This window comes from Corallococcus terminator, assembly GCF_049194865.1.
Classification (GTDB): domain Bacteria; phylum Myxococcota; class Myxococcia; order Myxococcales; family Myxococcaceae; genus Myxococcus; species Myxococcus terminator_A.
In genome coordinates, this window is record NZ_JBLZWL010000136.1 from 1 (window position 1) to 11,182 (window position 11,182).

Genomic DNA, 11,182 nt, shown 5'->3' on the forward strand with positions numbered 1-11,182 from the left:
GCTCCTTGATGGTGGCGGACATGCCGCGCTTGAGCAGCACCGGCTTGCGGCGCTCGCCCACCGCCTCCAGCAGGCTGAAGTTCTGCATGTTGCGCGCGCCAATCTGGAGGATGTCCGTGGCCTCGTCGACCGCGTCCAGCGTCGCGGTGTCCTTCACCTCGGTGGTGACGAGCAGGCCCGTCTCCTTGCGCGCCTCCATGAGCAGCGCCAGGCCGTCACCCTTGAGGCCCTGGAACTCATAGGGACTGGTGCGCGGCTTGAACGCTCCGCCGCGCAGCATGGTGGCGCCCGCCTTCTTCACCGCGTGCGCGGTGGAGAGGATCTGCTCGCGCGACTCCACGGAGCACGGGCCGGCGATGACGTGGAACGACGCGCCGCCGATGGTGAGGCCACCCACGCGCAGCTGCGTGTCCTCCGGCTTCACCTCGCGGCTGACGAGCTTGAAGGGCTGGGAGATGGAGACAGCGTCCGCGACGCCGGGCAGCACTCGGAAGGGTTCTGGCTCCACCGCGCCGGGGTTGCCGGTGATGCCGATGGCCGTGCGAGTGCCCCCTGGAATCGCGTGCGGTTGCCAGCCACGACGGCGGATCTCGTCGTTCACACGCTCGATGTCCTGGGCCGTCGCGTCTGGTCGCATCACGATCAACATGGGGATACCCGCTTTCTCTCCGCTAATGGACGCCGGGAAGCCCGGCGCTGTGACTCCTCGAACGCCGAGGACTCGCCTCCAAGTTCTGCACAAGTGTTCGCTCGCGAGCAACCTGCACGACGGTGCCACTTGTGGCACGCGCTCCAAGCGACCCAGCATGGAGGGGGGCCAGCGTGGATGTGGGAGAGCGCGTGTCGAACCCGGATGTCATCGTCGTGGGCGCGGGACTCTCGGGGCTGGCGTGCGCGCGAGCGCTCGTCCAATCCCGCTTGAAAGTGATGCTCCTGGAAGCCGGCGCGGAACCCGGAGGCCGCGTGCGCACGGACGTGCACGAGGGTTTCCTGCTCGACCGGGGTTTTCAGGTGTACCTCACGGCCTACCCGGAAGGTCAGCGGACGCTGGATGTCGCGGCGCTGAAGTTCCGGCGCTTCCTGCCGGGCGCGAAGGTGTGGAGGGGCGGGCGGCTGCATACGGTAGTGGACCCGCTGCGTCAGCCTGTGACGGCGCTCGCGCATCTGTTCGACTCGGTCGGCACCTTCTGGGACAAGCTGCGAGTGCTGGAGCTGCGGCAGCAGGCGCGCTCGGGCGAGGAGGTGGACGTGTGGCTGCGTCCCCAGCGCACCTCGCGGCGCTACCTGGAGGAGCTGGGCTTCACGGAGGAGATGGTGGAGGGGTTTTTGCGGCCCTTCCTGGCGGGCGTCTTCCTGGACCGCTCGTTGACGACCTCCAGCCGGTTCCTCGAGTTCGTGTTCCGGATGTTCGCCTCGGGCGATGCGGGGGTGCCGGAGCAGGGCATGGGCGCGATTCCCGAGCAGCTGGCCTCGAAGCTGCCTCCAGGCTGTCTGCGTGGGCGCACGCCCGTGGCGGAGGTGTGGGGACACCGCGCGAAGCTGGAGGATGGGGAGATGTTGAGCGCCCAGGCGGTGGTGGTGGCCGCGGACCCGCCGGCCGCGGCGCGGCTGCTGCCGGGAATGCCGGTGCCGCTGATGAACGCGGTGACGTGTCTGTACTTCGCCGCGCCCGCGCCTCCGGTGGAGGGGCCGTGGTTGGTGCTCAATGGCGAGGGCCAGGGCGTGGTGAACAACGTGGCGGTGATGAGCGAGGTGTCCCCGGCGTATGCGCCACGAGGACAGGCCCTCGTGTCCGTGTCGGTGCTGGGCGTGTCCTCGGACGTGGAGGCGCTGCGCGCGCGGGTGTGCGAGGAGTTGACGGCGTGGTTCGGCGCGAGCGTGACGGAGTGGCGACACTTGCGGACGTACTCGCTGCCGTTCGCGTTGCCGGCGCAGACGGTGGATGCGCTGGAGCCGCCGCACCGTCCGGTCCGACTGTCACCCGGGCTCTACGTGTGCGGGGACCACCGGGACAGCGCGTCGATTCATGGAGCGTTGGGCTCGGGTCGACGCGCGGCCGAGGCCGTGCTCACGGACCTCGGGCTGTATTCTTAGCGCCGCGCTCGGTCACGGCTCTACGGGAGTGGCGCGCAATCCTTGATGCAGCGAGCGCCGCGCTCGGTCTCGACGAGCGCGGCGGTCAATCCACGGCTCAGCGAGCGCGGTTCTTGCCCTTGCGCTTCGCCGCCCCGCGAGGAGCCTTGGCCTTCGACGCCGCGCCGCGCGCCGACTTGCCCGCCGTGGAGCGCTTGGCGCTCACGTTCGCGCCGCGCCGCTTGCGGTTGAGCGCCCCGCCGGAGCGCTTGCTGGTCGCCTTGGGCTGCCTGCGCTTCACCGCCTCCGCCGCGCGCTCCGCCCGAGGTGCCTTCTTCGCGGCGCTCTTGCCAGGCGCCTTCGCGCCCGCGCGCTTCGCGGCCTGCTTCCCACGGGTCTTGCCACCACCCACCTTGCGCCGAGCGTTCTTCCGCGCGCCCCCCGTCGACTCCTCACTCGCGCTCGCCGGAGCGGGCTCCGCGACCGGCGCCGCCGCGACAGGCGCGGGCTCACGCACCACCACGCTGGCGACCTCCGCCACCCCGACGCTCGCCGCCGCGACAGGCGCCTTCCTCGGGCGCCCCACCTTGCGCTTGGGGCCCGTGGGGGCCAGCCGCTTCGTCCGGGACGTCGGCGCGCCCAGCAGGTCCTCCGCGTCGCTCGCCTCCTCCGTCCACTGCAACGGGAAGGAGTCCGCGGTCAGCGGCCCCGAGGCCAAGAGCAGCGGCGCCGCCAGCTCATCCGCGCCGGAGGCCACGGCCGCCATCGCCGTCACGAGGCTGAGCGTCGTGGCCGCGGCCCCACCCAGCGGATAGAGGGCCACCGAGCCCATGTCATTCCAGCCCACCACCAGATAGCGGAAGGCATCGGGATGGCGCGCTCGCAGCGTGCTCATCACCAGGACGAAGGCATTGAAGCCCCCATCATCGAAGCGCACCAGCCACTGGTTGCCGAGCGGCTGACGCACGCGCCGCTGGGGCTTGATGAGCTCGGCTCGGACCACTCCCTGGATGGCGGCGCGCTCCGAGGGGGCCGCCGTCGGAAGGATGTCGCAAGTGAAGACGGCGAAGGAGGTCTGGGACATCCGGCCATCATTCCCTATCACTCACAAGGCTGTCTAATGGTGCGGCCTCGATTTGCGCGAAAGGCCGCCAGCGCTGTCCACCAGACGTCGGCGGAACAGGCCCGCCACGGACCTCCAGCCCCGAAAAAGCAGGGCGGGGAGGTCCATGGCCCCGGGCCTCAGCTCGCGGCTTGCGTGGTCGCCGCCGGCCGCGAACCGTCGGGCCCCGGCGCCTTCGCGGCCTGTCCCGCCACCTGCGTGAGGAGCGACGTCAGCCGCCGCGCGAAGCGGTTCGGGTCGGAGATGGTGCTGCCCTCGGTGAGCAGCGCCTGGTCATGCAAGAGCTCTATCCACTCGGACACCTGCGCCTGCGCGGGGTCCTTCTCGTGCACGGCCTTCAGGTGCTCGATGACCGGATGCTTGGGATTGATCTCCAGGATGCGCTTCACGCGCGGCGTCCCCTTGCCCCGCTGCTGGAGCAGCCGCTCCAGGTACGCCGGCGAGCCACCCTCCGGCACGACGAGGCACACCGGCGAGTCCGTGAGCCGGTCCGACACCCGCACCTCACGCACCGAGTCCTGGAGCACGTCCTTCATCTTCGCGGTGAGTCCCTTCAACCCCTCCGCGCTCTGCTCGTGCTCCTTCTTCTGCTCGTCGGTGGACTGCAGCTTCAGGTCCGCCTGGAGCGCGGACACCAGCGGCTTGCCCTGGAACTCGCGCAGCCCCTGCGCGGCCCACTCGTCCACCGGGTCCGTCATGAAGAGGACCTCGTAGCCGCGCTGCTTCAGCGCCTCCAGGTGCGGGCTGTCCTCCACCGCCTTCCGGGACTCGCCGTACATGTAATAGAGCGCCTCCTGGCCCTCCTTCATGCGCGACACGTAGTCCGCCAGCGACGTGAGGCCCTCCTCGCGCGAGCTCTCGTAGCGCAACAGGCCGCCCAGCTTGTCCTTGTGCTCGGCCTCGGTGGCCAGCCCCTCCTTGAGCACCGTGCCGAAGGACTTCCAGAACGTCGTGTAGTCCTCGGGCTTGTCCTTGGCCAGCTTCTCCAGGAGGTCCAGCGACTTCTTCACCACGTGCTTGCGGATGGCGCGCACCACCTGCGAGTCCTGGAGCAGCTCGCGCGACACGTTCAACGGCAGGTCATCCGAGTCGATGACGCCGCGCACGAAGCGCAGCCACTGCGGCACCAGCTCCTCGCAGCGGTCCATGATGAACACGCGCTTGACGAACAGCCGCACCCCGCGCTGCTGCTGCGCGTTCAAGTCGAACGGCGGGTTCTTCGGAACGAAGAGCAGGCCGGTGAACTGCTGGTTGCCGTCCGCCTTGAAGTGCGTCCACGCCAGCGGCACGTCCCAGTCGTGCGTCAGGTGCTTGTAGAACTCCTGGTACTGCTCGTCGGTGATTTCGCTCTTCGCGCGCTGCCACAGCGCGCTCGCCTTGTTCACCACCTCCAGCGCGGCTTCCGTCTTCGCGTCGTCCCCCGTCCCGGTGGTCTTCTTCACCTGGAGCTTGATGGGGTGGCCCACGTAGTCGGAGTACTGGGTAATCAGCGAGCGCACCCGCCACTCGTCCAGGAACTCCTTCTGGTCCTCCTTCAGGTGGAGGATGACGGCGGTGCCCCGGGCGGCGCGCTCGGCCGGCTCCACGGTGAAGGAGCCGTGGGCTTCGGAAGACCACTTCCACGCCTGCGAGTCCTTGCCCGCCGCGCGGCTGACGACTTCCACCCGGTCCGCGACGAGGTACGCGCTGTAGAAGCCCACGCCGAACTGGCCGATGAGCTGCACGTCCTTCTGACCGCGCTGGGTCGCCATCTGGAGGAACTCGCGCGAGCCGGAGTGGGCGATGGTGCCCAGGTTCTTCACCAGCTCGTCATGGGACATGCCGATGCCGGTGTCCTCGATGGTGAGCGTGTTCTTCTCCGCGTCGGGGATGATGCGCAGCTCCAGCTCCGGCGCATCCGACATCAGCTCCGGCTCCGTAATCGCGCGGAAGCGCAGCTTGTCGAGCGCGTCCGACGCGTTCGACACCAGCTCCCGCAGGAAGATCTCCTTGTGGCTGTAGAGCGAGTTGATGACCAGGCTGAGGAGCTGGTTGATCTCCGCCTGGAAGGCGTGGGTTTCCCGCTGGGGGGGAGCTTCGACGGTCATGGGTACAGGGCCTCCGGGCGCCCGGGTGGGCGGCAAGCGTCGTCTCCCCATAACCATGCGAAACAGCCTGTCGAGGGGAGGATGCCCGGGAGCCTGCCTCAAGGCCGGGCCCGTGAAGGCCTGGCCCCCGGGTTCCCCCTCGGGTGGGTTACAGGGGAGGGTAGATAGGCGGGTAGTTGTAGCCGAAGTTGCTGTCCCAGTACGTCTGTCCGTTCACCTCATAGCGGACATAGAAGGACGGGGTGGCCGTCACGGCGGGAATCAGGGCCAGCCAGCGCTCCACTCCCTGGGCGTTGGGGCTGGAGACGTAGGCGTAGCCCACGGTGTAACTGGAGGTGAAGGCAGCGGCGACCTCGTGCGAGGTGGCCCACCCGTCCGTGGAGTACACCACGGTGACGCTCTTCGAGTAGGACAGGTTCTTCACGTCGATGCCGATGCCCACGTCGCCGTTGGGCTGCGAGTAGCTGGTGGCCACCAGCACGTTGGCGCGCGGCAACAGCGCCCCATCCCCGCGGCCCAGGTGGTAGTTGGCCCCGCCGTTGTTGTCCCAGTACGTCTGGCCGTTCGCGGTGAACTTCGCCACGAACTCCAAGTCCCGCGTCGGCTGGGGCGTCGTCCCCCAGCTCTGATACTGCCGCGTCACCTTCCACAGCTCGCTCCCCGCGCCCGCGTCGCCCACATACGAGGCGGCCAGGTCCGTCCAGGTGCCGTCGGGCTGCTTGTCGTGGATGGCCACCTGCTTCTCGTAGGCCAGGTTCTTCACCACCACCAGGTAGGTGACGTCCTGCCACGACTGCCCATAGCGGCTGCTCACCATGCTCACCGCCTTGAGCAGCTTCACCTCGTCCGCCGCGCGCGCGGAGGCCGACGAGAGCCCCACGGTGAGCCCGGCCAACAGGCACAGCGCCGCGCGCCACCGGGAGAGAAGAGAGAGTCGGTTCGTCGTCATGGGAGTCTCCTCATGAGCCAGCCCTCGGCCGGCTCCAGGAACCTGGGGAATCCAGGGCTCTCCCATGTTGGCAGCAGGCCCCGACGCGCGTCGCGTCACGCGTCATGGGACCGTCTGGTTGAAATGTTCTGACGTACACGCGCGCCACGCATTGCTGGGAGGGCGAGCGGGGTTGGAGTAGGGAAGGGCCATGAACCGAACCCTCCTGTCCCTCCTGGGGGCGGTGCTGCTGTCCGGCTCCGCTGTCGCCGAGGAGAAAGTCCCCACCTCGTTCCCCGACGCCGCCGAGCTGCAGCGGCTCACCGCGCGCTTTGCTCCCGTGGAGCTGCGGGTGGACCTGAAGGCCCTGCCCGACAACGAGCGCCGCGCGCTGGCCCGCGTCGTCCAGGCCTCGCAGCTGATGGACGCGCTGTTCCTGCGTCAGCGCTGGGCGGGCAACGAGACGGTGTTGCTGAACCTGCTGCGCGACGACGAGACGCCCCTGGGCCGCGCGCGCCTGCACGCGTTCCTGTTGGACAAGGGCCCGTGGAACAGCCTCGACGAGGGCCGGCCCTTCCTGCCCGGCGTGCCCCCGAAGCCGGAGGCTGGCAACTTCTACCCGGCCGGCTCCACGAAGGCGGAGGTGGAGGCCTGGATAAAGGCGCTGCCCGAGGCCCAGCAGAAGGAGGCCACGGGCTTCTACACCACCATCCGCAAGGGCACCGACGGCAAGTTCATCTCCGTGCCGTACAGCGTGGAGTACCAGGGCGAGCTGGCCCTGGCCGCCGCGCTGTTCCGCGAGGCCGCCGCGCTCACGAAGCAGCCCACGCTCAAGGCGTTCCTCACCTCGCGCGCGGACGCGTTCCTGTCCAACGACTACTACGCCAGCGAAGTCGCCTGGATGAAGCTGGACGCGAGCATCGAGCCCACCGTCGGCCCCTATGAGGTCTACGAGGATGGCTGGTTCAACTACAAGGCCGCGTTCGAGGCCTTCGTCGGCCTGCGTGACGACGCGGAGACGGGCAAGCTGTCCAAGTTCAGCGACCACCTCCAGGATTTGGAGAGCAACCTCCCCATCGACCCGAAGCTGCGCAACCCGAAGCTGGGCGCGCTGGCCCCCATCCGCGTCGTCAACAGCCTGTTCTCCTCCGGCGACGCCAACCGCGGCGTGCAGACGGCGGCGTACAACCTGCCCAACGACGAGCGCGTCACGGAGGCCATGGGCTCCAAGCGCGTCATGCTGAAGAACGTGCAGGAGGCGAAGTTCGAGCGCGTGCTCGTGCCCATCGCCAAGGTGGCGCTCTCCGCGAAGGACCAGCAGGACGTCGCCTTCGACGCCTTCTTCACGCACATCCTGATGCACGAGCTGATGCACGGCCTGGGGCCGCACAACATCACCGTGGGCGGCAAGGCGACGACGGTGCGGCAGGCGCTCCAGGTGGCCTCCAGCGCGCTCGAGGAGGCCAAGGCGGACATCTCCGGCCTGTGGGCGCTCCAGCGACTGATGGACACGGGGGTCATCGACAAGTCGATGGGCCGCACCATGTACACGACGTTCCTGGCCTCCTCGTTCCGCTCCATCCGCTTCGGCACGGACGAGGCGCACGGCAAGGGCGTGGCCCTCCAGCTCAATCACTTCCTCGACACCGGCGCGGTGAAGGTCAACGCGGACGGCACCTTCGCCGTGGTGCCGGAGAAGATGAAGCAGTCCGTCACCTCCCTGACGAAGCAGTTGATGGAAATCCAGGGGAAGGGTGACCGGAAGGCGGCGGAGGCCCTGCTGGCGAAGATGGGCGTGGTGCGGCCTTCGGTGCGCAAGGTGCTGGAGCGCCTGAAGGACGTTCCGGTGGACATCGCGCCCCACTACGTCACGGCGGAGGAGCTCGTTCGCGAGGCGACCGCACCCGCGGCCGACCCCGGCGTGCGGAAGTAGCCACGCTCGCTGGTACGCCCCCACGCACGGTGAGTTTCCCGTGCGCGGCGGGCGGACCGGCCCCATGAGTCAGGAGAGATGGAGAACTCGGCCCGCTATCGTCCGGCCCCGCTTGGACCCTGGGGCGTCCTCGTCGCGCTTGTCGTCATTGGCGCGTGGGGGACGCATCTGGCGTGGATGATGCTGTCGCCCGAGCTGCCCTGGGACTCCCCGCTCACCTGGCTGCAGGTCGCCTTCCAGGCGTGGCTGTGCACCGGCCTGTTCATCACCGGCCATGACGCCATGCACGGCACCGTGGCGCGTCAGGGCTGGGTGAACGAGACGGTGGGCACCATCGCCTGCTTCCTCTTCGCCGGCCTGTCGTACCGCCGACTGGTGCTCAACCACCACGCCCACCACGAGCAGCCCACGGGCGACGCGGACCCGGACTTCTCCACGCGCACCCAGTCCTTCTGGCCGTGGCTGGGGACGTTCATGGCCCGCTACACCACGCTGCCCCAACTGGGGGTGATGGCGGCCAAGTTCAACATCTTCGTCTTCCTGGGCGTCTCCCAGCCGCGCATCCTCGCGTTCTGGGTGCTGCCCGCCGTGCTGGGTACGCTGCAGCTCTTCTACTTCGGCACCTACCAGCCGCACCGTCGCCCGGACACTCCGGACATGGCGCCCCACCACGCGCGCACGCTGCCGCGCAACCACCTGTGGGCCATGCTGTCGTGCTTCTTCTTCGGCTACCACTGGGAGCACCACCAGTCCCCTGGCACGCCCTGGTGGCGGCTGTGGCGGGTGAAGGACGCTCGCGAGGACGCGTCCCGTGCCTCGGCGGGAGCCCGCGATGTAACGGCCGGACGGGTTGGCCCGTTATAAAGGGGCATGAGCGACAAGCCGCCCGTGGAGCCGCCCGGCTCCGAAATCACCCCTGAGCCGCTCTACCTGCGCCGCCGCGAGCTCTTGAAGAACGCGGGCCTGTTCGCAGGCACCGCCGCCGCCGTCGCGGGGGGCCTGTACCTCTTGAGCGGCAAGCAGCGCCGCGCCATGGACGCCTATGTCCCGGACGCGGGGCCGGTGACGGGGCCCGTGGCGAAGGCGTCCGGCGAGTTCGACACGGACGAGCCGCGAACGCCGTACGAGGACGTCACCACGTACAACAACTTCTACGAGCTGGGCCTGGACAAGAACGACCCGGCGCGGCTGGCGCACTTCCTCAAGCCCCGGCCGTGGACTGTCGCGCTCGACGGCGAGGTGCACGAGCCCCAGACGGTGGACATCGACCAGCTGCTCTCCTGGTTCTCCATGGAGGAGCGCGTCTACCGGATGCGCTGCGTGGAGGCGTGGTCCATGGTGATTCCGTGGCTGGGCTTCCCGCTGGCCGCGCTGCTCGCCCGGGTGAAGCCCACCAGCCACGCGCGCTACGTGTCCTTCACCACGCTGATGGACCCGGAGCAGCTCCCCGGCCAGAAGCGCGGGGTGCTGGACTGGCCCTACGTGGAGGGGCTGCGGCTGGACGAGGCCATGAACCCGCTCACCTTCATGGCCATGGGCCTGTACGGCCGGCAGCTCCCCGCGCAGAACGGCGCGCCGCTGCGGCTCGTCGTCCCGTGGAAGTATGGCTTCAAGGGCATCAAGTCCATCGTCCGCATCAGCCTCACGCGCGAGCAGCCCGCCACCACGTGGAACCTCGCGGGGCCCCAGGAGTACGGCTTCTACGCCAACGTGAATCCCGCCGTGGCGCACCCCCGCTGGAGCCAGGCCACCGAGCGGCGCATCGGCGAGGGACTCACGCGCCGCCCCACGCTGCCCTTCAATGGCTACGCCGCGCAGGTGGCCCACCTCTACACGGGGTTGGACTTGCGGAAGAACTACTGAGCCATGGCCTCGCCTCCCTACCCGTGGCTCAACCCCGCGCTCGCCGTGGGTGGCCTCGCGCCGCTGGCGCTCCTGGCCGTGCAGGGGCCCCAAGGCGCGCTGGGACCCAACGCGATTGAGGCGGCGCTCAACCAGACGGGGCTGCTCGCGCTGGTGCTGCTGATGGCGTCGCTGGCCTGCACGCCGCTGAAGCTCGTGTCCGGGTGGACGTGGCCGGTGCGCATCCGCCGCACGCTGGGCCTGTTGGCCTTCACGTACGCGTGCGCGCACTTCCTCACGTACCTGGTGTTGGATCAGGCCCTGTCGCTGAAGGCGCTGCTGGAGGACCTGGTGAAGCGCCCCTTCATCACCGTGGGCTTCACCGCGCTGGTGCTGCTGGTGCCGCTGGCCGTCACCTCCACGAACCGCTGGGTGCGCCGGCTGGGCTTTCCTCGCTGGCAGCGCCTGCACCGGCTGGCGTACGTGGCCGCGGCGCTGGGCGTGGTGCACTTCGTGTGGCGGGTGAAGCAGGACGTGACAGAGCCGCTCATCTACGGCGCGGTGCTGGCAATGCTGTTCGCGGTGCGCGTGGGAGAGGCGATGCGAAAACGCCGGGCCCGCGCCGCTTCGGCGGCCCGGAACCCGGCGTGAGTGACGGCGCGAGCCGCGTGGGCGACTACTTGCGCGGCAGCGGGAGGATGGTGTCCACCAGCGTCATGAGCTGGGCGCAGCTCACCGGCTTGCGGACGAAGGCGCTGATGCCGGCCTTCTGACCCAGGGCGCGGACCTCCGCCACGTTCGGGTCTCCCGTCATCATCAGGATGGGGACCTTGGCCAGCTTGGGGTTGGCGTTGGCGCGAACCTGCGCCGCGAAGTCGGCGCCGTTCATCCCGTCCATGTGGAAGTCGGTCAGGATGAGGTCGATGGTCTCCGCCTCGGCGACCTTCAGTCCCTCTTCGGCGGACTCCGCCTCCAGGAACTCGAAGTTGCGGGCCATGAGGTAGATTTTCAGCAGCGTCCGGATGGAGCGGCTGTCATCCACCAGCAGCACGCGCTGGGGCGCTGCACCCGTGGCGGGCCGGCTGCCTCCCAGAGGGCGCGCCGGGTCCGTCGTGGTGCGGTTGGGAACGGGCTCTGGAGAGGGGAGGGTGCCGGCCTTCATCGGATCATCAACCTCTGGTGGGGCTGTCCCCCTT

Annotated in this window: 9 protein-coding genes and 1 pseudogene; 5 read left to right on the forward strand and 5 right to left on the reverse strand. The window is 69.1% G+C overall.

Annotated elements, in window-relative coordinates; translation table 11 throughout:
• Positions 1 to 649 (reverse strand): annotated as a pseudogene (locus tag ACN469_RS39730) (3-deoxy-7-phosphoheptulonate synthase); the annotation flags it as partial.
• Between the two features lie 173 nt (positions 650 to 822).
• On the opposite strand from ACN469_RS39730, the gene ACN469_RS39735 reads away from it, so the two are divergent.
• Positions 823 to 2,094, forward strand: a complete 1,272-nt coding sequence (locus ACN469_RS39735) for an NAD(P)/FAD-dependent oxidoreductase (protein ID WP_498776939.1) — start codon at positions 823 to 825, stop codon at positions 2,092 to 2,094.
• Positions 2,095 to 2,191: 97 nt separating this feature from the next.
• Here the strand turns inward: ACN469_RS39735 and ACN469_RS39740 are convergent, their stop codons facing one another.
• The 3 genes from ACN469_RS39740 to ACN469_RS39750 form a co-directional block, all read right to left on the reverse strand.
• A complete protein-coding gene (locus ACN469_RS39740; protein ID WP_498776941.1) occupies positions 2,192 to 3,157 on the reverse strand; it encodes a hypothetical protein in 966 nt (321 codons plus the stop codon).
• Between the two features lie 158 nt (positions 3,158 to 3,315).
• On the reverse strand, positions 3,316 to 5,283 hold the full coding sequence (gene htpG, locus ACN469_RS39745; protein WP_498776942.1) for a molecular chaperone HtpG: 1,968 nt from the start codon (positions 5,281 to 5,283) through the stop codon (positions 3,316 to 3,318).
• Between the two features lie 148 nt (positions 5,284 to 5,431).
• Entirely contained in the window at positions 5,432 to 6,232 is an 801-nt protein-coding gene (locus ACN469_RS39750) for an endonuclease (RefSeq protein WP_498776943.1), read from the reverse strand.
• Positions 6,233 to 6,422: 190 nt separating this feature from the next.
• Between ACN469_RS39750 and ACN469_RS39755 the strand changes: the two genes are divergently transcribed.
• From ACN469_RS39755 to msrQ, 4 genes are all read left to right on the forward strand, one after another.
• Positions 6,423 to 8,144, forward strand: coding sequence for a DUF8614 domain-containing protein (locus ACN469_RS39755; RefSeq protein WP_498776945.1), 1,722 nt, complete (start codon positions 6,423 to 6,425; stop codon positions 8,142 to 8,144).
• Between the two features lie 78 nt (positions 8,145 to 8,222).
• Complete coding sequence (locus ACN469_RS39760) at positions 8,223 to 9,008, forward strand: fatty acid desaturase (RefSeq protein WP_498776947.1); 786 nt, start codon at positions 8,223 to 8,225, stop codon at positions 9,006 to 9,008.
• A 6-nt stretch (positions 9,009 to 9,014) separates the two neighbouring features.
• Complete coding sequence (msrP, locus tag ACN469_RS39765; protein ID WP_498776949.1) at positions 9,015 to 10,007, forward strand: protein-methionine-sulfoxide reductase catalytic subunit MsrP; 993 nt, start codon at positions 9,015 to 9,017, stop codon at positions 10,005 to 10,007.
• Between the two features lie 3 nt (positions 10,008 to 10,010).
• Entirely contained in the window at positions 10,011 to 10,637 is a 627-nt protein-coding gene (msrQ, locus tag ACN469_RS39770; RefSeq protein ID WP_498776951.1) for a protein-methionine-sulfoxide reductase heme-binding subunit MsrQ, read from the forward strand.
• A 25-nt stretch (positions 10,638 to 10,662) separates the two neighbouring features.
• Here the strand turns inward: msrQ and ACN469_RS39775 are convergent, their stop codons facing one another.
• Positions 10,663 to 11,148 carry a response regulator gene (locus ACN469_RS39775; RefSeq protein ID WP_498776953.1) on the reverse strand — a complete coding sequence of 162 codons (486 nt, stop codon included), beginning with the start codon at positions 11,146 to 11,148 and terminating at the stop codon, positions 10,663 to 10,665.
• Positions 11,149 to 11,182: the final 34 nt, after the last annotated feature.

Coding starts and splice junctions, on each gene's coding strand:
- ACN469_RS39740 (WP_498776941.1), bottom strand. CDS start 3,157: ATGTCCCAGACCTCCTTCGCCGTCTTCACTTGCGACATCCTTCCGACG.
- htpG (WP_498776942.1), bottom strand. CDS start 5,283: ATGACCGTCGAAGCTCCCCCCCAGCGGGAAACCCACGCCTTCCAGGCG.
- ACN469_RS39750 (WP_498776943.1), bottom strand. CDS start 6,232: ATGACGACGAACCGACTCTCTCTTCTCTCCCGGTGGCGCGCGGCGCTG.
- ACN469_RS39755 (WP_498776945.1), top strand. CDS start 6,423: ATGAACCGAACCCTCCTGTCCCTCCTGGGGGCGGTGCTGCTGTCCGGC.
- ACN469_RS39760 (WP_498776947.1), top strand. CDS start 8,223: ATGGAGAACTCGGCCCGCTATCGTCCGGCCCCGCTTGGACCCTGGGGC.
- msrP (WP_498776949.1), top strand. CDS start 9,015: ATGAGCGACAAGCCGCCCGTGGAGCCGCCCGGCTCCGAAATCACCCCT.
- msrQ (WP_498776951.1), top strand. CDS start 10,011: ATGGCCTCGCCTCCCTACCCGTGGCTCAACCCCGCGCTCGCCGTGGGT.
- ACN469_RS39775 (WP_498776953.1), bottom strand. CDS start 11,148: ATGAAGGCCGGCACCCTCCCCTCTCCAGAGCCCGTTCCCAACCGCACC.